Origin of the sequence: Pseudomonas sp. W5-36 (genome assembly GCF_046540455.1) — a bacterium.
Lineage (GTDB): Bacteria > Pseudomonadota > Gammaproteobacteria > Pseudomonadales > Pseudomonadaceae > Aquipseudomonas > Aquipseudomonas graminis_B.
Window position 1 is genome coordinate 40013 of sequence record NZ_JAXCIQ010000028.1, and the last position, 23703, is coordinate 63715.

General features: G+C 59.5%; 17 protein-coding genes and 1 pseudogene. 6 read left to right on the plus strand and 12 right to left on the minus strand.

Translation table 11 applies throughout. The features are described 5' to 3' along the window. Positions 1 to 63: 63 nt before the first annotated feature. The 3 genes from glyA to SLW74_RS26420 form a co-directional block, all read right to left on the minus strand. Positions 64 to 1317 (minus strand): serine hydroxymethyltransferase, encoded by a 1254-nt coding sequence (glyA, locus tag SLW74_RS26410; protein ID WP_410930597.1) that lies wholly within the window; start codon positions 1315 to 1317, stop codon positions 64 to 66. Positions 1318 to 1530: 213 nt separating this feature from the next. Beyond that, positions 1531 to 5370, minus strand: coding sequence for an EAL domain-containing protein (locus SLW74_RS26415; RefSeq protein WP_410930609.1), 3840 nt, complete (start codon positions 5368 to 5370; stop codon positions 1531 to 1533). 217 nt (positions 5371 to 5587) lie between these two features. Then, positions 5588 to 5779, minus strand: coding sequence for a hypothetical protein (locus SLW74_RS26420; protein ID WP_192132875.1), 192 nt, complete (start codon positions 5777 to 5779; stop codon positions 5588 to 5590). Between the two features lie 3 nt (positions 5780 to 5782). Here SLW74_RS26420 and ettA point away from each other — a divergent pair, with 3 nt between their 5' ends. After that, the gene (gene ettA / locus SLW74_RS26425) at positions 5783 to 7447 is read left to right on the plus strand and encodes an energy-dependent translational throttle protein EttA (protein ID WP_410930598.1); all 1665 of its coding nucleotides are present in this window, start codon (positions 5783 to 5785) and stop codon (positions 7445 to 7447) included. Positions 7448 to 7520: 73 nt separating this feature from the next. Here the strand turns inward: ettA and SLW74_RS26430 are convergent, their stop codons facing one another. Both SLW74_RS26430 and SLW74_RS26435 read right to left on the minus strand, forming a co-directional pair. Beyond that, positions 7521 to 8015, minus strand: a complete 495-nt coding sequence (locus SLW74_RS26430) for a GreA/GreB family elongation factor (RefSeq protein ID WP_410930599.1) — start codon at positions 8013 to 8015, stop codon at positions 7521 to 7523. An 83-nt stretch (positions 8016 to 8098) separates the two neighbouring features. Then, positions 8099 to 8457 (minus strand): annotated as a pseudogene (locus SLW74_RS26435) (hypothetical protein). A 226-nt stretch (positions 8458 to 8683) separates the two neighbouring features. Here SLW74_RS26435 and SLW74_RS26440 point away from each other — a divergent pair. Then, complete coding sequence (locus SLW74_RS26440) at positions 8684 to 9892, plus strand: Bcr/CflA family multidrug efflux MFS transporter (RefSeq protein ID WP_410930600.1); 1209 nt, start codon at positions 8684 to 8686, stop codon at positions 9890 to 9892. Positions 9893 to 10605: 713 nt separating this feature from the next. Next, positions 10606 to 11298: an ArsR/SmtB family transcription factor gene (locus tag SLW74_RS26445; protein ID WP_065987535.1), complete on the plus strand. Its 693-nt coding sequence runs from the start codon at positions 10606 to 10608 to the stop codon at positions 11296 to 11298. A gap of 71 nt (positions 11299 to 11369) precedes the next feature. Here SLW74_RS26445 and SLW74_RS26450 read toward each other — a convergent pair whose 3' ends face one another. After that, positions 11370 to 12323 carry an adenosine deaminase gene (locus tag SLW74_RS26450; RefSeq protein WP_065987534.1) on the minus strand — a complete coding sequence of 318 codons (954 nt, stop codon included), beginning with the start codon at positions 12321 to 12323 and terminating at the stop codon, positions 11370 to 11372. A 329-nt stretch (positions 12324 to 12652) separates the two neighbouring features. On the opposite strand from SLW74_RS26450, the gene SLW74_RS26455 reads away from it, so the two are divergent. Continuing rightward, entirely contained in the window at positions 12653 to 13744 is a 1092-nt protein-coding gene (locus SLW74_RS26455; RefSeq protein ID WP_065987533.1) for a calcium:proton antiporter, read from the plus strand. A 68-nt stretch (positions 13745 to 13812) separates the two neighbouring features. Here SLW74_RS26455 and SLW74_RS26460 read toward each other — a convergent pair whose 3' ends face one another. From SLW74_RS26460 to SLW74_RS26485, 6 genes are all read right to left on the minus strand, one after another. After that, positions 13813 to 15168 (minus strand): 8-oxoguanine deaminase, encoded by a 1356-nt coding sequence (locus SLW74_RS26460; protein ID WP_410930601.1) that lies wholly within the window; start codon positions 15166 to 15168, stop codon positions 13813 to 13815. A 170-nt stretch (positions 15169 to 15338) separates the two neighbouring features. Continuing rightward, entirely contained in the window at positions 15339 to 16025 is a 687-nt protein-coding gene (locus SLW74_RS26465; RefSeq protein ID WP_410930602.1) for an SDR family oxidoreductase, read from the minus strand. Between the two features lie 598 nt (positions 16026 to 16623). Then, complete coding sequence (locus SLW74_RS26470; protein ID WP_410930603.1) at positions 16624 to 17211, minus strand: IMPACT family protein; 588 nt, start codon at positions 17209 to 17211, stop codon at positions 16624 to 16626. A gap of 32 nt (positions 17212 to 17243) precedes the next feature. Further along, the gene (locus SLW74_RS26475) at positions 17244 to 17903 is read right to left on the minus strand and encodes a TetR/AcrR family transcriptional regulator (RefSeq protein ID WP_065987529.1); all 660 of its coding nucleotides are present in this window, start codon (positions 17901 to 17903) and stop codon (positions 17244 to 17246) included. 84 nt (positions 17904 to 17987) lie between these two features. Next, positions 17988 to 19373, minus strand: coding sequence for a uracil-xanthine permease family protein (locus SLW74_RS26480; RefSeq protein ID WP_410930604.1), 1386 nt, complete (start codon positions 19371 to 19373; stop codon positions 17988 to 17990). 165 nt (positions 19374 to 19538) lie between these two features. Next, a complete protein-coding gene (locus SLW74_RS26485) occupies positions 19539 to 20459 on the minus strand; it encodes a LysR family transcriptional regulator (RefSeq protein ID WP_410930605.1) in 921 nt (306 codons plus the stop codon). A gap of 143 nt (positions 20460 to 20602) precedes the next feature. On the opposite strand from SLW74_RS26485, the gene SLW74_RS26490 reads away from it, so the two are divergent. Both SLW74_RS26490 and SLW74_RS26495 read left to right on the plus strand, forming a co-directional pair. Then, a complete protein-coding gene (locus SLW74_RS26490) occupies positions 20603 to 21949 on the plus strand; it encodes an aspartate aminotransferase family protein (protein WP_410930606.1) in 1347 nt (448 codons plus the stop codon). A 67-nt stretch (positions 21950 to 22016) separates the two neighbouring features. Then, positions 22017 to 23510 carry a CoA-acylating methylmalonate-semialdehyde dehydrogenase gene (locus SLW74_RS26495; protein WP_410930607.1) on the plus strand — a complete coding sequence of 498 codons (1494 nt, stop codon included), beginning with the start codon at positions 22017 to 22019 and terminating at the stop codon, positions 23508 to 23510. The last annotated feature ends 193 nt before the right edge of the window (positions 23511 to 23703 follow it).

Consider the following 23703-nt stretch of genomic DNA (forward strand, 5'->3'; position numbering starts at 1 on the left):
GTCAGCTACAAAAAAGCCCGGCTCAAGAGCCGGGCTTTTTTATGCAACTGCTACTGCGTCAGATCAAGCGCCGTAAACCGGCAGCTTGGCGCAGATGGCCTGGACCTTTTCACGAACGGCGTTGATCACCGCTTCATTGTTCAGATCATCCAGGATGTCGCAGATCCAGCCGGCCAGCTCTTTGCACTCTGCTTCCTTGAAGCCGCGCGTGGTCACGGCCGGGGTGCCGAAGCGCAGGCCGGAGGTGACGAACGGGGAGCGTGGATCGTTTGGCACCGAGTTCTTGTTCACGGTGATGAACGCTTTGCCCAATGCGGCGTCGGCGTCTTTACCGGAGATGTCCTGCTTGATCAGCGACAGCAGGAACAGGTGGTTTTCAGTACCGCCGGACACCACGTCGAAACCACGCTCGATGAACACGCCGGCCATGGCCTTGGCGTTTTTCACCACTTGTTCCTGGTAGGTCTTGAACTCAGGCTGCAGCGCTTCTTTGAAGCAGATCGCCTTGGCCGCGATGACGTGCTCCAGAGGACCGCCCTGGCCACCCGGGAAAACAGCGGAGTTCAGCTTCTTCTCGATCTCGGCATTGGCGCGCGCCAGGATCAGGCCGCCGCGTGGGCCGCGCAGGGTTTTGTGGGTGGTGGTGGTGACGACGTCAGCGAAGGGAACAGGGTTCGGGTAAACGCCTGCAGCGACAAGACCGGCTACGTGCGCCATGTCGACGAACAGGTAAGCGCCGACCTTATCTGCGATGGCGCGGAAACGCGGGAAGTCGAGGATCTGCGAGTAGGCCGAGAAACCGGCAACGATCATCTTTGGTTTGTGCTCAACAGCCAGACGCTCGACTTCGTCGTAGTCGATCAGGCCGTTGCCGTCGATGCCGTACTGAACAGCGTTGTACAGCTTGCCCGAGGAAGAAACGCTGGCGCCGTGGGTCAGGTGACCGCCGTGGGCCAGGCTCATGCCCAGAATGGTGTCGCCAGCATTGAGCAGCGCCAGGTACACCGCGCTGTTGGCCTGGGAACCCGCGTGTGGCTGGACGTTGGCGTAATCGGCGCCGAACAGTTGCTTGGCGCGGTCGATGGCCAGTTGCTCGACGATGTCGACGTATTCGCAGCCGCCGTAGTAACGCTTGCCGGGGTAGCCTTCAGCGTACTTGTTGGTGAGGACCGAGCCCTGGGCTTCCATGACGGCCGGGCTGGTGTAGTTCTCCGAGGCGATCAGCTCGATGTGATCTTCCTGACGCTTGGCTTCCTGTTCCATGGCGGCGTACAGGTCGGAGTCGTACTTGGCGATGGTCAAATTGCGGCTGAACATGGCGGTCCTCGGGGATCGGGCAGTAGAAAAGGGGGGCATTCTAACCCATCGGGTTTTATCTGGCATATGAAAGCGGGTCATGTACGTGATGAGCGTGATGCAAGGCTAAAGCCTGGCTGCAAGCCTCAAGCCTCAAGCTTCAAGCCGTTAGCTTCAAGCTGAATGCGGCGCGGCTTCTGCTTGTAGCTTGCCGCTTGAAGCTTGCAACTCGCGTCAGTCGAGCATGAACAGCGCATCGTTGCTGAACTGCGCCTCGAACCGCGTCGCCGGCATGGGACGCCCGAACAGATAGCCCTGCACTTCGTCGCAGCCGTGTTCGCGCAAAAACTCCAGCTGCTCGTGGGTTTCCACGCCTTCGGCGATCACTGACAGATTGAGGCTGTGAGCCATGGCGATGATCGCCCGGGCGATTTGCGCGTCCTGTTCGCCGGACGGCAGGCCATCAACGAAGGTGCGGTCGATCTTCAGCACGTCGATGGGGAACTGCTTGAGGTAATTCAGCGACGAGTAGCCGGTGCCGAAGTCATCGACCGCAATGCTCAGGCCCAGTCGCTTGAGCCCGGCCAGAATTTGCATGGCTTCGCTCACCTCACGCATCAGGATGCTCTCGGTCAGTTCCAGCTCGAGGCAGGCGGGCGGCAGACCGATTTCCTGAAGGATGCCGGCAATGCGCGTACCCAGCTGACCGTCCGAAAACTGCCGTGCGGAAATGTTCACCGACACCTTGGGCACGCGAACCCGCGCCAGGTGCCACTCGCGCAACTGGCGGCAGGCCTCCTTGAGCACCCACTCGCCGACTTCGACCACCAGCCCGAGCTCTTCGAGCACCGGGATGAATTCCACTGGCGGTACCAAACCGCGGCGCGGGTGACGCCAGCGCAGCAGCGCTTCGGCGCCGGTCAGACGCTTGCCGTCGCCACTGAACTGCGGCTGGTAATACAGCGTGAACTCGCCCTGCTCCAGGGCATGGCGCAGGTCGCTCTCCAGCTCCAGACGCTCAAGGGCACTGGCGTTCATGTCGGCTTGGTAAAACTGAAAGTTGTTCTTGCCGCGTTCCTTGGCGTGGTACATCGCCGTGTCGGCGTTCTTCATCAGCTGACTCAGTTCGTTACCGTCCTGAGGGCTGAGCGCGACGCCGATACTGGCCGTGACGAAAAACTCGCGCCCTTCCAGCACGAAGGGTTTCACCAGACTGGCAAGAATCTGTTCGGCCACATGAATCGCACGGTTCAGCGCCGCCTGTTGAGTGGGGCGAGGTTGCAGCAGCAGCGTGAACTCATCGCCGCCCATGCGCGCTACGGTGTCGTCTTCGTCGACGCATCCGAGCAGTCGCAAGGCCATTTCCTTGAGCATTCGGTCGCCGGCAGCATGGCCCAAAGAATCGTTGATCGGCTTGAAGCGATCGAGGTCGAGGAACATCAACACCACCCACGTTTGCTGACGTTCGGCGTGCAGCAACGCGCTGTGCAGGCGGTCCTGAAACAGTGTGCGGTTGGGCAGATGGGTCAGTGCGTCGTAATAAGCCAGCCGATGAATACGCTGCTCGCTGGCCTTGCGCTCGCTGATGTCGCTGAAGAAGCACACGTAGCTGGCCAGATCGCCTTCGTCGTCGAGCACCGCAGTAATTCCGACCCACGCCGGGTAGTGCTCGCCGTCGCGCCGTTTGAGCCACAGCTCACCCTCCCAGCTACCGCGCTGGCTCAGCTGTTTGAGGATGTAGCCCAAGTGCGCTGCCTGCTGGTTCTCGACGGTCAGCATCATCGGCATCTGATCCAGCACTTGCGACACGGCGTAGCCGCTGACCCGGGTGAAGGCGTCGTTGGCCTGCACGATGTAGCCCGCAGGGTCGGTGATCAGAATAGCCGAGGTAGAGTGCTCGAATACCGTGGCTGCCATGCGCAGGTCTTTTTCGGCGCGCCGCTGCTGACTGACATCACGTCCCACACCGAGAACGCCTTCGAAGGTCCCGGATTCATCCCACACCAGAACCAGACGCAGTTCCACGGGAATCTTGCGACCATCAGCGCGCATGCAATCGAACAGGAACAATTGAGTCGTGACCTCGCTGCGCAGGTCTGCCAGGGTTTCGGGCTTTTTCAACGCCTTACTGATCCGCTGCAGCAGCCCGTTGAAGCCGCTGAGCTGCTGAGGGTTGGCGATGATCGCTTTCCAGCCGTTCTGCAGGATCCACTCGGCGGTGTAACCCAGTACGGTGTGGACAGAAGGGCTGATGTAGTTGGCCCGCAATAATGGGTCGGTGGAGAAGATGACGTCGCTGATGCTCTCCGCCAGCATGCGGTAACGCTGTTCGCTCTCGCGCAGGGACTTACTGGCCTCCACTTGCTCGGTGATGTCTTTGGCGACGCCCACAATGCGCCGCACCTGACCGTCGTCATCCGCCGCCAGCGCCTGTTCGCGGATGTCGAGCAAGCGCCAGCCGTCATGCCGGTCACGAAAGCGCAGCTGACGATGAATCGTCTCGCCGCTGCAAGGCTCGCCATGGGTCCTGCGTAACTGCTCGTAGGCGCTGAGATCATCCGGGTGCAGCAAGAGCTCCCAGAAGTATTCGCCCATCTCCTCCAGCTCGGGCCGGCTGTAACCCAGCGTCTGGCCCAAGTGGTGGTTGCTGTAGATCATTCTGCGCGTGACCACATCCTGTACGTACAAATGGTCGGGAACGGTTCGCACCACATCCGACCAGAACCGCTCCCGCTCCTGCAGCGACAGCTCGGCCTGCTTGCGGTTAGTAAAATCACTGATGCTGAGGATGACGGCGTTGAAGTCTTCGGGCTGCTCGGGCAAACGCATGACCAGCCAGAGATGCTGGTCACTGCCCTGAGCGCCGGGTAGCAGGATTTCCAGCTCCAGTTGACGTTGCCCGTCGAGGACGGCCTGAAGGATCTGCAGACCAATGCCGTTTTTGAGGCGGGGGCAACCTTCGATGAGCTGTTGCCAGACATGCTGGGCCGACTCTGCGTGCAACAGTTGAGCGGCGACCTGATTGACTTCGGTGATGCGCAACTGCTGAAGCAGATCGCTGATTTGCTCAGGCTGGCGGGTCAGGCGCGCGTTCAGTTCTTCGCCGCTGTTCACGTGCAGGTGCTTCAGACAGGCCGGCAGACCTGAGAGGTCCAGCACACAGAGCGCGACGCCAGAGCCTTCAAAAATGTCTTTGTAGCGGCGACGGCTTTGATGCAACTGGAGTTGGCGGCGGCGCAGGCTGCGCAACGCGAACAACGGGATGATTGAACAGAGCAGGGCGAGCAGGCATTTGCCGATCAGCGGCAGCAGCAGAGTCTGGCGAGCTTTCTGCGGGTCGAACAGGCCACGCAGTTGCCAGTCGCTGTGGGTCAGCGGCTGCAAAAGGACGGTCTGCAGCTCACTGTCAGCGGACTCATCGGCGTCAGGCAGGCTTTTGTAAAGGGGGCGGTGACTGCTGATATCTTCCAGTCGCCAAGCGGGCTGGAAATCCAGGTTGCTCTGGTGGGACAGGGATTTCAGCATGTCGGGCTTGAGCCGTAGCGCCCAGTAGCGCTCGTTGCCGGTGCCGGTGCCGGTGCCGGTGCCCGGCTGCCGGATGAACAGGTAGAGCGTCGAGGCGCTCGAGTCGTTGGCATAAAAGTATGGGTGACCCTGGACGACCGAATGCATCTGGGTCAAAAAGCCGACGTCACGGGTATCGCCGTCGCTGTCAACAGCGACATTCCCGTCGCTGTCGAGCCAGACCAGGCTTTTCAGCGCCGGCATGGACTGACGCAGACTGGCCAGCACTGCCGCTGATTCGTCTGCAGATTGCGAAGCGTCGTGCGCCTCGTCGAGCACGTTCAGTGCCACCTGCGCGCTGAGGGCCATGTTCAGCCCCAACCGGTCGGCGAGCTGCACGCTGTAATCAATGCTGCGCTTGTGCTGACGCTCCTGAGACTGCTGGAACTGCTCGATCATCTGCCATAACAACAGCATCAACATCATCAGAACCAGGACCGCGAGCGCACCTCTGAGTACGCCTCTGAAAGGCACATTCGTTGCGCTATCGGATGGGCGCAGGGGTGAGATGGGTGTCGGTTTGAACAAACTGTGATCCTGACTACTGGACTGAATCAGCATGTGCGATACGCACTATAAGCCCGGTGCGCAAAAGGCGGCTAGCATGCCACCGAGCTATGGCAAAGTGCCAGCGCTATTGGGCCGGACGGTTTGCCCTGCTGCGTGCATTCGGGTAGCTTTGCGCCACGCGCGACGCGCCGGTTTCTGCACGGTGTGCTTGCATGCTTCAAAAGACTGCAAGCATTGCTCCAGCTTCAATACCGGTGCTCGGAAGTTTGTCCCCGCCGCGCCGCTTCGGCCTGATCAATTCAAGGCCCGGAATCGCGCTACGGCAAGCTGCGGCGCGAAGATAAACGCATTTTTTGCGACGCAGCACCAAGCTCGCTCCTTTATTCACCGTCTCATTCCAGGTTTTCATTCCATGGCTCAATACGTCTTTACCATGCATCGGCTGAGCAAAGTTGTTCCGCCGAAGCGGGAAATCCTGAAAAACATCTCCCTCTCGTTTTTCCCCGGCGCCAAGATCGGCGTCCTCGGCCTCAACGGTTCGGGTAAATCCACGCTGCTGAAAATCATGGCCGGTGTCGACACCGAGTTTGATGGTGAAGCGCGCCCGATGCCCGAGCTGAACATCGGCTATCTGCCCCAAGAGCCGCAGCTCGACCCGACCAAGACCGTACGTAAAGTGGTCGAAGAAGCGGTCAGCGTGATCAAGGACGCTCAAGCGCGTCTGGACGAAGTCTATGCCGCCTACGCGGAGCCGGACGCTGATTTCGACAAGCTGGCGGCCGAGCAGGCCAAGCTGGAGTCCATCCTGCAAGCCAGCGACGGCCACAACCTGGAGCGCCAGCTGGAAGTCGCCGCCGATGCGCTGCGTCTGCCGGCCTGGGATGCCAAGGTCGAACACCTGTCCGGTGGTGAGAAACGTCGCGTCGCGCTGTGCCGCCTGCTGCTGTCCGCTCCGGACATGCTGCTGCTCGACGAACCGACCAACCACCTGGACGCCGATTCTGTCGCCTGGCTCGAGCATTTCCTGCACGATTTCCCGGGCACCGTGGTGGCGATCACCCACGACCGGTACTTCCTCGACAACGTCGCTGGCTGGATTCTGGAACTCGACCGCGGTGCGGGCATTCCGTACGAAGGCAACTACTCCGGCTGGCTTGAAGCCAAGTCCGATCGTCTGGCGGCCGAATCGAAGCAGCAGTCGGCCCATGAAAAGGCCATGAAAGAAGAACTCGAGTGGGTCCGTAAAGGCGCCAAGGCGCGCCAGTCGAAATCCAAGGCCCGCCTGCAGCGCTTCGAAGAGCTCCAGTCCCAGGAATTCCAGAAGCGCAGCGAAACCAACGAGATCTACATCCCGGCTGGTCCGCGCCTGGGCGACAAGGTCATCGAGTTCAAGAACGTCACCAAGGGCTATGGCGATCGCGTGCTGATCGACAACCTGTCGTTCTCCATGCCTAAAGGCGCCATCGTCGGCGTGATCGGCGGTAACGGTGCCGGTAAGTCAACGCTGTTCCGCATGCTGATGGGCAAGGAGCAACCGGATTCCGGCTCCATCGAAGTCGGCGAAACCGTGCAACTGGCGTGCGTCGATCAAAGCCGCGACGACCTGGACGGCAGCAAAACCGTGTTCGCGCAGATTTCCGACGGCTCCGATCAGATCAAGATCGGCAACTACGAGATCCCTTCGCGCACCTATGTCGGCCGTTTCAACTTCAAAGGCGGCGATCAGCAGAAGTTCGTGAAGGACCTGTCTGGCGGTGAGCGCGGTCGTCTGCACCTGGCGCTGACGTTGAAGGAGGGTGGCAACGTCCTGCTGCTCGACGAACCGTCAAACGACCTCGACGTTGAAACCCTGCGTTCCCTCGAAGAAGCCCTGCTGGACTTCCCGGGCGCTGCCATTGTGATCTCTCACGATCGGTGGTTCCTTGACCGCGTTGCGACTCATATCCTCGCGTACGAAGATGACTCGCAAGCCGTGTTCTTCGAAGGCAACTACACCGAGTACGAAGCCGATCGCAAGAAACGCCTCGGCGACGCAGCCGCTCAGCCGCACCGCGTGCGTCACAAGAAGCTGGCCTGATTCAGGTTGGTTTTAAAAAAACGGAGCCTTCGGGCTCCGTTTTTTATGTCTGGCTTACTGCGGGTCGATGGGGTCAGTCGCCGGCCTCAATGTTTATGACCTCGATGACTGCGTCGCCGACCGGCCGCTGCCAGGTGACTTCGTCACCGACACTGGCGCCGAGCAACGCCTTGCCCAGCGGCGACGCCCAATTGATCAACTGACTGCCAGCATCGGCCTGATCCTCTCCGACCAGTTGCACGCGCTGCTCGACACTGTCCTCGTCGGCAAAGGTCACCCAACTGCCAATCTGAACCTTGTCCTCTGACGTGCTGCTGACCACGTGGGCGCTCTGCAGGCGCTGGTTGAAATAACGCAGGTCGCGTTCGATTTCGGCCATGCGCTGTTTGTCGGCGTCATCACCTTGGGCGTTCTGTTCGCTGTATTGCGCTTGCAGCTGCTCAACCTGAACGTGCAATTGATCAAAGCCGCGCTGGGTGACGTAGTTGATCTGGGCGCTGATCTGCCGTTCAACCGGCGGGTCGATTTGCGCGGCGGCGTTGTCTTCGTTGACGAAGGCGCGACTCATGGCGGGCTCCTGTTCATGGCTTGATCACATTGGGCCATAGTGAGTCCCCGATAGTTTCACGCGCTGTCCGCCGCGGCAGGCTTTCAATGAGAGCGGTAGGCTTTGGCGGCGTCCTGGGTTCGCTGACGGTCCCCATGCGGTCCCGGTCATTCCAGATGCTGTCGCGGCCCTGATCCTGGACATTGCTGTTGGCAAGTTGCGCCTGGCACTGGCGGAATCCGTCCGACCAGCCTTGCGCATACAGCGTGTCACGCAAATAGCGCGGCACGTCCTTTTTGAATTGCCCTTTCATGAGATCGATGGATTGCCGCCCGCTCCCGCAGCCATCCTGAAAACCGTCAGCGAATGCCGGTGGGTAACCTTCAGCCACTAACTGGTCGTGGGTAGACTGACATCCGGCGAAGACTACAACGCACCACAGCACAGCCCATCGCGCATTCATTTTGATTTCCTCACTGCTTGAGAAAAGTTTAGAAGCGCTTCTGTGAGTTATTGGTAAAAACGCTGTAGGAAATCCATTAACCGATGCCCGGTCACGCGCAATAAGTTCCGCCTTGTTTGCTTGGCGACGATAGATTGAAAAACATCCGGTAATTTTCCTCTGAGCGGGCCGTGCAGATTCAAGGTTGTTAAACTGTCGCGCTGCGCAAAACCGTTTAGGAAGATTGATGAACCTCAGAACGATTCTGATCCTCGGCGCGCTCAGCGCTTTTGGCCCATTGGCCATCGACTTTTACCTGCCAGGTTTCCCGGCCATCGCGTTGGCGTTCGGCACCGACGAGAAACACGTTCAGCTGACCTTGGCCTCTTATTTCCTCGGCCTGAGCATCGGCCAGCTTGCCTATGGCCCGATCGCCGATCGTTTCGGCCGTCGGATCCCGCTGTTGTTTGGCGTCGGCTTGTTCACCCTCGCATCCCTGGCGTGCGCCCTGGCGCCTTCACTGGAGTGGCTGATTGCTGCCCGCTTCGTACAAGCGTTGGGCGGATGTGCCGGCATGGTGCTGTCGCGGGCGATCGTCAGCGACAAATGCTCACCCGTCGACTCGGCCAAGGTGTTCTCGCAATTGATGCTGGTCATGGGCCTGGCGCCGATTCTGGCCCCCATGCTGGGCGGGTTGTTGGTCAACGTCGTGGGTTGGCAGGCCATCTTCCTGACCTTGACGGTATTCAGCGCACTCACCGCAGTGGCGGTATTCAGGGGCTTGCCGGAAAGCATGCCGGCCGGCCACCCGCGACTGCCGCTCTCGGGCGCGCTGGGTTCTTACTGGAACCTGCTGGGCGACCGGATCTTTCTGGGCCACGCGCTCACCGGCGGCATCGCGATGGCCGGGATGTTCTCCTACATTGCTGGCTCGCCTTTCGTTTTCATCAAGCTCTACGGCGTCCCGGCGGAACACTACGGCTGGTTGTTCGGCATCAACGCTGCCGGCTTCATCCTCATCGCCCAGGTGAACGCCCGACTCGTTGGCCGCTATGGTCCGGCGTGGTTGCTGTCGCGGACTGTCTGGATCTATCTCGCTGCCGCTCTCGTGCTCTTGACCATCGCCTCCCTGCACACCGAAAAGCTGTGGCCGCTGCTGATCCCGCTGTTCATCTATATCGCCAGCCTGGGCTGCATCATCCCTAACGCTTCAGCGTGCGCGATGAGCGGGCAGGGCAAACGCGCGGGCAGCGCGTCGGCCTTGTTGGGGTGTTTGCAATTCAGTGTCGCAGCGGGCGCTGCGGCACTGGTTGGCGTACTGCATGACGGAACAGCCGTGCCGATGGCGACCGTCATTACCTTGTGTGGTGTGCTGGCTGTGACGCTTGCCATGATCACTCGCCGGTCGCAGCAGAAGCGAGACGCGCAGACTCCCCACACGGATGTGCGTATTTAACCGACGTCGGCAACGTTAACGCGTTGCCGATTTTCACCGGGTTTAATGTGTGCCTGTACAAGCATGTTCAGCCTGTTGAAAAAGAGTGGGTTATATGAGGTTGTTTACTACTTCCGAATTGGAAACTTCTTACAGAGAATCACAACGCTTAAGGGAGTCGCGTGATTTATCCAGAGAAGTTCACTTCTGACATCCCCCGTCAGCAGATTATTTTCTTGAAGGGCTCAGGAGTTTCCGTTGTAGGCAATCGCCCTGGCGCTAAATTCGCGAACTGCCGTCATTCCCGCAAATGCCCGTCCTTTAAGGGGGGAGGGCGGCTATCCAGCTGAGTCTGTCCATCAAATGATATGCCGGATTATGCTGAACATTCGCCAAAACGGCCCACAAACAAAGGGCAAGCCCATGGACAAGTTGATCCGCCGATCGGCTGCAGGTCTTATACTAAGCGCCGCCATGGATCCGATTTAATTCTCATTTTTCTAACTGTATTGCGATGGCGCAGCTATCTGTATGGCCTGCAAGTTCAAGCAATCAGAGTTCGTATGAGGTGATTTAAATCAAGGTTCGTTTTCGCCTTAAACACCGATGATGGTCCACCACAGCAGCGGCCCGGCGCTTTCGACTGATTACGCCCGTGATCCCGCGCCAATGCACGCCTCGACCTGCGCACCGGCGCCGGTCCGCTTAGATAATGTTCAACAGGGAGTGAAGACATGGAATATGTACCTTGCATCAGCCAGATCGCTGCGTTGCTCGCCGACCCCAAACGCAGTGCGATCGTGTGGGCATTAATGGACGGAACATCGCGGGCGGCCAATGAAGTAGCTTCGCTGGTGGGTCTTTCCACTTCCTCCGCCGGTGCGCATCTGGCGCGCCTTGCCGCCGGGGGATTGCTGCGCCACGAAGTGCGTGCCCGCAAGCGCTACTTCAGGCTCGCTGCCCCGGAAGTCCGCACCGCCGTCCAGGCGCTGGTCAGTGCATCAATGGTCAGCGCGGATCTGATCAGCCGCAGCATGGCGCAACCGTTGCCCCCACTGCCGCTGTGTCGTGCCAGTGTCTGCGCGGATCACCTGGGTGGCGAAATGGGGGCCGAGCTGTATTTGAGGATGCTGGGCGCGGGCTGGATCGAACAATCCGAGCACCGTCTCGAAGTCACCAGTGTCGGTATTTCCCGCTTTGCCGAACGGGGGATTTTTATTCCCGCGCTGGCCCACAGACGACGCGAAGCCGTGTGTGCCTGTGTTGACTGCCATGAAAGCAGGCCGCACCTGGGCGGCGCCTTGGGGGCAGGGCTTTTGCAGTTGTTCATGCAGCTGGGTTGGCTGCGGACGACGGAAGAGGCCTCTACGTTGCAGGTCTCTTCCAATGGTCAGCGCGAAATCAGCAAGATCGCTTCGGCGGCGTGACGCCCTCGGAGGAAGCGCGGCGTGTGGCGCAGAACGTCGACACGCTTTTGCTCATCAAAGGAGGTGACTGATCAGGGCTTGATCAGGCGGGCGTCGAGGCTGTTTTGCGCCAGGCGCTTGGCCTGATCCTGGGTCATGCCCAGATGGGTGTGCAGCGCGTGGAAGTTCTCGGTCACGTAGCCCCCGAAGTACGCCGGATCATCGGAGTTGACGGTCACTTTCACGCCGCGCTCGAGCATGTCCAGAATGTTGTGCTGACCCATGTGATCGAAAACGCAGAGCTTGGTGTTGGACAACGGGCAGACCGTCAGGGGGATTTGCTCATCGATGATGCGCTGCATCAGGCGCTCGTCTTCGATGGCGCGCACGCCGTGATCGATACGCTGGATCTTCAGCAAATCCAGTGCTTCCCAGATGTACTCCGGCGGACCTTCTTCACCGGCATGGGCAACAGTCAGGAAGCCTTCACCGCGAGCGCGATCAAAGACGCGCTTGAACTTGCTCGGCGGATGGCCCATTTCCGAGCTGTCCAGGCCGACGGCGACGAAGGTATCGCGATAGGGCAGGGCCATATCGAGGGTTTTCTGCGCTTCGTCTTCGCTCAAATGGCGCAGGAAGCTGAGGATCAGGCCACTGCCGATGCCGAGTTTTTCCTTGCCGTCTTTCAAGGCGCCGGCAATGCCGTTAAGCACGACTTCAAAGGGAATGCCGCGATCGGTGTGGGTCTGAGGATCGAAGAACGGTTCGGTGTGAATGACGTTCTGCGCCTTGCAGCGCTCCAGGTAGGCCCAGGTCAGGTCGTAGAAATCCTGCTCGGTGCGCAGCACGTCGGCGCCGCGGTAATACAGGTCGAGAAACTCCTGCAGATTATTGAAGGCATAGGCCTTGCGCAGGGTTTCGACGTCTGCCCAGGGCAGGGCGATCTTGTTGCGCTCAGCCAGAGCGAACAACAGTTCCGGCTCCAGCGAGCCCTCCAGATGCAGGTGCAGTTCTGCCTTGGGCAGGGCGTTCAACCAGTCGTACATGGGCGTTGTCTCTTAAGGTGCAATGTCGGGCATTCTACAGAGTCAGGCGCGTGGGCTGAATAAAACCTGACCGGACGGTTCACACGGTACTTTGGCTTGCATCACCAACGGTTCAGGCGACGATACGCCGCAGTTGCCGGCGTTTATAGGCGACTGCCGGTCCTGAACACCGTCAGATTGAAGACAATTTGATGGGGCGGCGCGACGATGTGTCGCGACCCGCTGCTAACCTGTCTTGAAACCTTTGTTTACATCCACACTCTCAAGCGCTTCAGTAAACTTCACTTCATGGATGTGCGGCCAGGGTCGCAAGGGGCTAAAAGGCAGCGATGGGCACGATTCTAAAGCAGGAAAAGTTTCTTCTACTGGCGGTCATTGCGACCTTTTTCGCGTACTTCTACGAACATCAGTTGCTCAGCAATGGGAACACCATCGCGCTGATCGCGGGCATCGCCCTGGTGGGCTTCATCATATGCGCCTCGCTGCGCGTGGCTCACCATGCCGAGTTGCTGGCGGAAAAGGTTGGTGATCCCTACGGCACGATGATCCTGACCTTGTCGGCGGTGCTGGTTGAGGTCGTGATTCTGGCGATCATGATGAGCAACGAACCTTCACCCACGCTGGTGCGGGACACCATCTACTCGGCCGTAATGCTCGACATCAACGGGATTCTGGGTCTGGCCGCGTTGATGGGCGGGCTCAAGCACGGCGAACAGTCTTACAACGATGACTCCGCGCGGTCTTACAGCGTGATGATTCTGACTGCCATGGCGGTGTCGATGGTGGTGCCGGAATTCATTCCCGAAGGGAAGTGGAAGCTTTACTCGGCCTTCACCATCGGCGCAATGATTCTGCTTTATGCGCTGTTCCTGCGTATGCAGGTTGGGCCGCACAGTTACTTCTTCAGCTACAACTACCCGGACAAGAAGCGCCGCAAGGGTGAGGCCGAAGAAGCGCACGAGCCAGTCAACCTGACGCGTTCGATCGCCACGCTGGTTTTCGGCGTGGTGGTGATTGGCGCGTTGGCCGAGGTCATGTCGAAAACCGTCGATCTGGGTCTGGAAGGCAGCGGCGCGCCGCCTGTCATGACGGCGATTCTGGTGGCGGCGATCTCGGCAGCGCCGGAAATCCTGACCGCCTTGCGAGCCGCGCTGGCCAACCGCATGCAGTCAGTGGTCAACATTGCGCTGGGGGCCTCGCTGTCGACGGTGATCCTGACCGTTCCGGTCATGGAAGGCATGGCGCTCTACAGCGGTCAGGCGTTCCAGATGGCGATGACGCCGGTGCAGACAGTGATGATCTTCGTCACCTTGCTGGTCTGCGCCATCAACCTCAACGACGGCGAAACCAACGCCATCGAAGGCATGACGCATTTTGTGCTGTTTGCCACCTTCATCATGCTGTCTTTGATGGGGCTGTAGACCGGTTTTGGCTTGAGGGCAGCAGTGGGGAGTCAGCAGTTTCACTTCCCCACCGCTGCAGCAGCGCATCACCCCCTGATCAATTCCGCAGCGGCCTGCCGATGGTCTGCGATCAATCCCTTCAGATCCAGCCCTTCTACCTGACCATCAATCACTCGCCATTTGCCGCCGATCATCACCCGATCTGCGCGATCGGCCCCGCACAGCAACAGCGCCGAGAGCGGATCGTGGCTGCCAGAGAAGCGCAACTCGTCCAGCTTGAACAGCGCCAGATCAGCCTGTTTGCCCACGGCCAACTCGCCAATGTCCTGCCGGCCCAACAATTGCGCCGAGCCCTTGGTCGCCCAGCCCAATGCCAGTTCCGGCGTGATCTTTTCCGCCCCGTAACGCAAGCGCTGCAGGTAAAGCGCCTGCTTGGCCTCAAGCATCATGTTCGAGGCGTCGTTTGACGCAGATCCATCGACGCCCAGACCGATTGTCGCGCCCGCCGCAAGCAGGTTCAGCGTGGGGCAGATGCCTGACGCAAGGCGCATGTTCGAACTCGGGCAATGACAGACCCCGGTGCCCGCCTGGCCGAGGCGCGTGATCTCTTCACTGTTGAAGTGAATCCCGTGCGCCAGCCAGGTACGAGGGCCAAGCCACCCGACGCTGTCCAGGTAATCCAGTGTGCGCAGGCCGAAGCGCTGCAGGCAGAAATCCTCTTCATCCAGGGTTTCGGCCAGATGCGTGTGCAGGCGCACGTCGTGCTTCTCCGCCAGCGCCGCGCTTTCAGCCATGATCTCGGTTGTCACGGAAAACGGCGAACACGGTGCTAACGCAATCTGGACTTGCGCGCCGTCACCCCGCTCGTGGTAGGTCTCGATCAACCGCACGCTGTCATCGAGAATCACCTGGCCCTGCTGGACGGTTTGTTGGGGTGGCAGGCCTCCGTCTGCCTCGCCCAGGGTCATCGAACCCCGCGTCAGCATCGCGCGCATCCCCAGTTCGCGGACGCTTTCTACCTGGACATCGATGGCGTCTTCCAGACCCTGCGGAAACAAATAATGGTGGTCGGCGGCGGTGGTGCAGCCCGACAGCAGCAACTCGGTCAGGGCGACCTTGCTGGCCAGTGCGAGTTTTTCCGGCGTTAATCGCGCCCACACCGGGTACAGGGTTTTCAGCCAGGGGAATAACGGCTGATTGACCACCGGGCCCCAGGCGCGAGTCAGCGTTTGATAAAAGTGGTGGTGAGTGTTGATCAGGCCGGGCAGCAGCACATGCTCCCGTGCATCGAATACGTGATCGCAAGGCTGTGCAGGCTGTTGCCCGAGCGGGAGCATCTCCACGATAACCCCGCCTTCGACCACCAGGCCGCCGCGAGCATCGAGTTCATTGGCCGTGAAAACGGCGAGGGGGTTTTTCAACCAGGTACGGATCGCGGGCATTGGCCGGCTCCTCTGAAAGTGGGTTCAGGTCGCCAGCTCAGTGTTGCCCTGTCTGCTGATCCAGGGTCGCCGCAGCATCGAACGTGCTGCGAGGCGAGGGCGGATTCTAGAATGGTGTGGCGGGCGCGGGCAAGTCACGTCAGCTCATGCTGCCGCGACTTGCATCGCAATCACCAGGGAATCGTCTCACCCTTATAGTTCACGAAGTGATGACCGCCTTTCCCTGCAAACCGCTCAAGCTGCTCGACAATCCCACGCACGCTGGTCTCGACGTCGATATCCGCGCCTTCGCCACCCATCGCCGTACGGACCCAGCCCGGGTGCATCGATACCACGGTGGGCTTGCTATCGGCCAATTGCGTCACGAACGTGTGGGTCATTGAGTTCAGCGCGGCTTTGCTTGCTTTGTACAGCGCCATCTCTGGCGCGTCCGGCATGGTGACGCTACCGAGCACCGAGCTCATGAACGCAATCACGCCGGTCTCGGGACGGATCTGGTCGACGAAGCGTTTGGCGAGGCGGATGGGCGCGACGGCGTTGGTGAGAAACAGCTGACCCAGTTCGCCGGCAGTGGCGTCGGTGGGGTTGGGATGCATCGGACCCATCACGCCGGCGTTGACGAACAGCAGGTCATACCTCTGGCCCTTGAGGTTATGAGTCAGCACTTCGAGGGAAGACGGCTCGTCGATGTCCAGTGTCTGCAACTGAACATTCGGCAGTGCCTTGATCTCGTCGGCCTTTTGAGCGTCGCGGACGGTGGCAGTGACTTCCCAGCCCAGTTCCGTCAGACGTTTCACCAGTCCGAGGCCGAGGCCGCGTGACGCTCCGATGATCAGGGCTGTTTTAGGGGTGGACATTGAAATGACTCCTTTACAGGCAAACAAAAAATTTAGCTCAATCCATGGACAGCACGGCGCGACGGGAATTTTGTTTCTTGAAGCGCCGTGTTGCCGCGAGGCGCACACGTTAGCGCCAGAGGATGACAAAGGCTCGCGACATATGTGAGTGGACGTTTCCCACAGGAAGCTCAGGGGGCAGGATGGCGCACGCTCGTGCCTGCTGGCGGTATGTCTGTATAAAAAATATCCAATTCCGCCAATGCGTGCTGTACCCGGCAGTCGGCGAAGGCTTGCACGGGTTATCCACAGTTTGCTCCACAGGTAATGTGAGCAACTGTGGAGTAGCGACACAGTCCGCTCGAATCGGGGGTTGCATTGGCATAACTGGCGTTAACATCCTGTTTTACGACAGGTTTTACTCACAGGGCACTGTTTTGGCTAAAAAGTGATCAAGCTCCGCCAAGTCATATGGATCAAGGGCTGCGGCGGTGTGTGCTCAGCTTGTCCACAGCCGGATGCACAGTAGATGTGGGCAAATCCACTGGCGATTACGGTCGTCGCGTCTCATTGCAGGACCGGCTTTAGCCGGGAAGGCGTCGATGGGTCCGTGGATCGGTTACTGCGGCCGCTGCAACACGATCCGACCGCGACTGATGTCGGACAATTGGCGCTGAAGCGTTTCGATCTGCTCGGGCCCCAGGGCGATTGAGAGCGTGACGCCGTTTGCGTTGAAGCGCTCATCCTCCACAAGCCCGTTGAGTTCAGCCACTCGCAGCTTTATCAGCACCAGTTCACTGAAGCTGCAATCGAATTGCAACGACACTCGGTTGATCAACGGCACCCGATCAGCCTGCTGCAGGCATTTATTGGCGCCTCCACCATAGGCCCTCGCGAGCCCGCCGGTGCCCAGTTGAATCCCGCCGTACCAGCGGATGACCAGCACTACGACCTGATCGAAATCCTGAGCATCAATGGCCGCGAGTATCGGCCGCCCAGCCGTGCCGCCCGGTTCTCCATCGTCGTTGCTGCGGTACTGCGCGCCCAGCTTCCAGGCCCAGCAATTGTGCGTGGCGTCGAGATCACTGTGCTCCTCGATGAACGCTTGAGCATCGGCAGCCGTGTCGATGGGGGCGGCGAGGGTAATGAATCGGCTCTTGCGAATCTCTTCGCGAAACTCGCAGGGGCCGGTGAGCGTAAAAGGCATCGTAGTTCCAGACTGCGCTTGGGTTTTCAGGGTTATAAAGCAGGCGTGAGTCCGCAGCCTTTGAGGATAATGCGGATCAAGTTATCCCCAGCGGCCTCCATGTCTTGCTTGGTCAGCTTCGAACGGCCGGTGACCTGGCAAATCTGCGTGGCGAAGTCAGCGTAATGCTGAGTGCTGCCCCACAGCAGGAAAATCAGATGCACCGGATCGACCGGATCCATCTTCCCGTCGTCGATCCAGGCCTGGAAAACGGCGGCACGCCCCTGGAACCATTCGCGGTAGTCCTGGCTGAAATACTGGCTCAGGCACTCGCCGCCACTGATGATCTCCATCGCGAATATGCGCGAAGCCTGTGGCTGGCGTCGTGAGAACTCCATCTTGACGCGTATGTAATGCGTCAGCGCCTGTGCCGGATCGTCGTCTGCGCTCAAGTTGTTAAAGGTGCTGTCCCACAACTCGATGATGTTGCTCAGCACCGCGATGTACAGACCCAGCTTGTTGGTGAAGTAATAGTGCAAGTTGGCTTTGGGCAAACCGGCATTCTGCGCGATGGTGTTCATGCTGGTGCCCTTGAAGCCATGCCGAGCGAACTCGTCCTCGGCAGCCTTGAGGATCGCTTCTTCGTTCTTCTGCCGAATGCGGCTGGCCGGTTTGGTGGCGCTGGGGCTGTGAGCGGGGACTTCGAGGGTCATGTGCGGTTCCAGACGGATCATTTGGGTGCGACGCGGTGAACACATAGCGCACCCGCGATCATCCGACAAGCGTGACCTTGTAAATCAGTGCTCAAAGGATTCCGTTGCCTGGTTGTTGGCTTCACTCGAGGTCTTGGCCTCCGGAAGTAACAGGCACATCACGATGGCCGTCAGACCGCCGCTGGTGATTGCCGAGTCAAACAGGCTCTGCACCCATTGCGGCAAATGATGCAGCAGCGTCGGCTGCGCCGCGATACCCAGCCCTACACCGAACGAGGTGGCGATGATCAACATGCTGCGGCGATCCAGCGGCGCTTGAGCAAGGATCCGGACGCCCGCCGCCGCGACGCTGCCGAACATCACCAATGTTGCGCCGCCAAGCACCGGTTTCGGAATCTGCTGAAGAATCGCACCGATCACCGGAAACAGTCCAAGCAGAAAAAGGATCGCTCCTATATAGAGGCCGACATAGCGGCTGGCCACGCCGGTGAGCTGAATCACCCCGTTATTCTGCGCAAAGGTGGTATTCGGGAATGCGCTGAAAGTCGCCGCGATCATGCAACTGACACCGTCGCCCAATACGCCGCCCTTCAGTCGGGCAATGTAGCTTTGGCCCTTGATGGGTTCGCGGGAGAGCATGCAGTTGGCGGTGAGGTCGCCGACGGTTTCGATACTGCTGATCAGATAAATAAGCGCCACCGGTAGGAACGCGGCCCAGTCGAAGCTGAATCCGAACCGAAAGGGCACGGGAATGCTGACCAGCGCAACATCGGCGATGGAGTGAGGTACGAGCTTGCCGCTGAACCACGCTGCAATGCTGCCGACCGCGAGCCCGATAATAATGGCCGACAGCCGCAACCAGGGCGCGCTTGAACGGTTGAGCACGACGATCACTGCCAGCACAAAAACGCCAAGGGCCAGATTCACCGGCTCGCCGAAGTCCGGAGCGTTGAAGCCGCCTCCCAGATCAGTCACGCCGACCTTGATCAGACTGACGCCGATCAGCGTGATGACGATACCGGTGACCAGCGGTGTGATCACCCGACGCAATTGGCCGATGAAACGGCTCAGCACAATCTGCACGACGGCGCCGAAGAAACATACCCCGAACACCATGGCCATGATGTCTTCCGGGCTGCCACCGCGCTGCTTGACCATGAAACCTGCCGACAGCACCGCACCGAGAAATGCGAAGCTGGTGCCTTGCAGGCAAATCATGCCGGCGCCGATACCGAACGGTCGGCGCGCCTGAATGAACGTGCCCACACCCGAGACCATCAGCGCCATGCTGATCAGATAAGGCATGTAAGCACCGAGCCCGAGCGCCGATCCGATAATCAGTGGCGGCGTGATAATGCCCACGAATGCGGCGAGGACATGCTGGATTGCAGCCAGGACCGCGGGCCCGGGGTGCGGTCGGTCGTTGAGGCCATAGATGAGGTCGTTATTGTCTGGCGCTTCAGGCTGCATGCTGGCTCTCGATGTTTGTGTGGGGCTTCGACATCCAGCGTTACTGCAAAAACCTGTCCAATTGATCAGTTACCTGTTCACCGATTTGCTGTACATGCCCGTGTATCAAGGGCTGGGCAGCCGGTTGACTGCGTGTTATTGAGGCGCCGACGTACTGAGCCGGCTTCATCGTGTGGCAGCCAGACTCTCCAGAAAACTTTCCAGCACCAAATGGGGGCGGCGGCCTTTGCGTGTGACGGTCACAAGGCTGAGGTCGTAAAACCGCGCTTTGGGCTTCAGCGCACGCAGCCGACCTTGTTGCACCCAAAGGCTGGCGTAGTGGTCGGGCAGATAACCGATGTAACGCCCGGTCAGAATCAGAAACGCCATGCCTTCCCGATCCGACGCGCTCGCGGTGCACTTCAGCGCCTGATATTGGGCCTGGATTTCACTCGGCAGACGAAACGTCGGCGCAATGGTTTCCTGTGCGGACAGTCGATCGTCGTCAAGCAGCGCATCGTCTACGTAAAACAAGGGATGCCCGACCGCGCAATACAGCAGCGAACGTTCGCTATACAGCGGCTGATATTCCAGGCCTGACAAGGCGCTGGCCTGGGGTACGACGCCAACATGCAAGCTGCCGTCGAGCACCCCTTGCTCGACTTCGTTGGGCGCGATCATGCGGATATTGATGTGCACGTCCGGGCCACGTTCTTTCAGCTGGGAAAGCGCGTGGGTGATGCGCATGTGGGGGAGTGTGACCAGATTGTCCGTTAGCCCGATGTTCAATTCGCCGCGCAGATGTCGGTGAAGACCGTTCACCTCCGTACGAAAACTCTCAAGTGCGCTCAATAGCTGCAGTGATGACTGATAAACCTCTCGGCCTTCCTCCGTCAGGGAAAACCCGGCACGGCCTCGTTGGCAAAGGCGTAATCCCAGGCGCTGTTCGAGATCACTCATCTGCTGACTGATGGCAGATCGGCCAATACCCAGCGCGCTTTCCGCTGCCGAGAAGCCGCCGGACTCTACTACGCTGCGAAAGATGCGCAGCAGACGGATGTCAAAATCGCTGACTTGCGCCAGCGGGTCGTTGCGGCGGGTGCTCATAGTTTAGTGGCCGGTGAACTGAGGATCGTAAAAGCAGGGTTTTCCAGACTTTATGCCCGTGACACTTTAGCTGCAACCGGCTTGCACCTGCCCGCACTTCAATGGGGAAGTCAGGCCCCCCACGACCAGTGAGGTTAATTCCGATGAATATGCCCGAATCGTCCGACATGTCTCTGGCGAGCCAACTCAAACTTGACGCCCACTGGATGCCCTACACGGCGAACCGAAACTTCCATCGCGATCCACGTCTGATCGTCGCCGCCGAGGGGAGCTATCTCACGGACGACAAAGGCCGCAAAATTTATGACGGTCTGTCGGGGCTGTGGACCTGTGGGGCAGGGCACACCCGCAAGGAGATTCAGGAAGCGGTTTCCCGGCAGCTAGGTACGCTGGACTACTCGCCGGGATTCCAATTCGGACACCCGCTGTCCTTCCAGCTGGCTGAAAAGATCACCGATCTGACACCCGGCAAGTTGAATCACGTCTTCTATACCGACTCCGGATCGGAGTGCGCTGACACTGCCGTCAAGATGGTGCGCGCTTACTGGCGCTTGAAAGGCCAGGCGACCAAAACCAAGATGATCGGCCGTGCCCGTGGCTATCACGGCGTGAACATCGCGGGCACCAGCCTGGGTGGCGTCAACGGCAACCGCAAGATGTTCGGGCAATTGATGGACGTCGATCATCTGCCTCATACACTGCTTGCCAGCAACGCCTATTCACGTGGCATGCCGGAGCAGGGCGGCGTTGCGCTGGCGGATGAGATGCTCAAGCTGATCGAGCTGCACGACGCTTCGAACATTGCAGCGGTGATCGTTGAGCCCATGGCGGGCTCTGCGGGCGTGATTGTTCCGCCGCGGGGGTATCTCAAGCGTCTGCGTGAAATCTGTGATCAGCACAATATTCTGCTGATTTTCGACGAGGTGATTACTGGCTTCGGGCGCACCGGTTCGATGTTCGGCGCCGACAGCTTCGGCGTGACGCCGGACTTGATGTGTATCGCCAAGCAGATCACCAACGGTGCGATCCCCATGGGAGCAGTCATTGCGAGCACCGAGATCTACCAGACGTTCATGAACCAGCCGACGCCCGAGTACGCCGTGGAGTTTCCCCATGGCTATACCTATTCAGCTCATCCGGTTGCCTGCGCTGCCGGGCTTGCCGCCTTGGAGATCATTCAGCGCGAGAGCCTGGTGCAGCAAGTGGCCGAAACCGCACCCCATTTCGAAAACTCGTTGCACGGCCTCAAGGGCAGCAAAAACGTCGTCGACATCCGTAACTATGGGCTTGCAGGCGCTATTCAGATTGCACCGCGCGACGGCGATGCCATTGTGCGTCCCTTCGAGACCGCGATGAAGCTGTGGAAGGCCGGTTTCTACGTGCGCTTCGGCGGTGACACCCTGCAATTTGGCCCGACTTTCAACAGCAAGCCGGACGACCTCGACCGCATGTTTGACGCAGTTGGTCAGGCCCTGAATCAAATCGACTGATCCCCTTTGCAGGCTCACAGGCGCCACTTCGGTAGCGCCTGCGGGCTGATATTTTCCGGAGTTATGCATGAGCACCATTCAACACCTGATACATGGCAAGCTGATCAGCGAAAACGGCCGCAGCGCCGATGTGTTCAACCCGTCGACTGGCCAGGCCATTCGCACGGTGCCACTCGCCAGTCGCGAAACCGTGCAACAGGCGATCGACTCGGCCAAAGCGGCCTTCCCTGCATGGCGCAACACCCCTCCTGCCAAACGCGCGCAGGTGATGTTCCGCTTCAAGCAGCTCTTGGAGCAGAACGAGGCACGTATTGCCCGACTGATCAGCGAAGAGCACGGCAAGACCCTCGAAGACGCGGCGGGAGAACTCAAACGCGGTATCGAGAATGTCGAATACGCGAGTGCGGCGCCTGAGATCCTCAAGGGCGAGTACAGCCGCAACGTCGGCCCGAACATTGATGCATGGTCTGACTTTCAGCCGCTTGGCGTAGTGGCGGGCATCACCCCGTTCAACTTTCCCGCGATGGTTCCGCTTTGGATGTACCCGTTGGCGATCGCCTGCGGCAACTGTTTCATCCTCAAACCGTCCGAGCGCGATCCGAGCTCAACGTTGCTGATCGCTGAGTTGCTGCATGAGGCCGGATTGCCGAAGGGTGTACTCAATGTCGTGCACGGCGACAAGGTGGCGGTTGATGCGCTGATCGAAGCCCCTGAAGTCAAAGCGCTGAGCTTTGTGGGGTCTACACCGATTGCCGAGTACATCTATAAAGAAGCCACCGCACGCGGCAAGCGGGTTCAAGCACTGGGCGGCGCGAAGAACCACGCCGTGCTGATGCCCGACGCAGACCTGGATAACGCCGTGAGCGCTTTGATGGGCGCGGCCTATGGCTCGTGCGGCGAGCGCTGCATGGCGATTTCGGTTGCAGTGTGCGTGGGTGACCAGGTAGCCGACGCATTGGTTGCCAAGCTAGTGCCGCAAATCAATGGATTGAAGATCGGCGCCGGGACTTCCAACGGCCTTGATATGGGCCCCCTGGTCACGGGGCAGCATCGTGACAAGGTCAGCAGCTATATAGAAGACGGCGTGGGTGCAGGTGCGAAGCTTGTGGTAGATGGTCGTGGGCTCACGGTCCCCGGACATGAAGATGGATTCTTTCTGGGTGGCTGCCTGTTCGACCATGTCACCGCCGAGATGCGTATCTATAAAGAAGAGATATTCGGGCCGGTGCTGTGCATTGTGCGTGTGAACAGTCTTGAACATGCGATGCAGTTGATTAACGACCATGAATACGGCAATGGCACCTGCATTTTCACCCGCGATGGTGAGGCGGCTCGCTTGTTCTGCGATGAGATCGAGGTGGGTATGGTTGGGGTGAACGTTCCGCTGCCTGTGCCTGTCGCTTATCACAGCTTTGGTGGATGGAAACGTTCACTGTTTGGTGACTTGCATGCCTATGGCCCGGATGGCGTTCGTTTCTATACCCGCCGCAAAGCCATCACACAGCGGTGGCCGCAGCGCGCCAGTCACGAGGCATCGCAGTTCGCATTCCCTAGTCTTTAAAGCTTTGGGGAGGGCAAGTTGCCAAACTTGCCCTCCCAGCAGCTATTTTTTGACTGATATGACAGTTTCATTAAATTAGGGGTTGACGCCCCTCTGGATCTGTCTATAATTCGCCCCACTTCCGGCGCAGACGAAACGGAAAACTCCTTGATAATCAAAGAGTTGGACGAAGTAAGCAGCGGGGAGTGCTTCG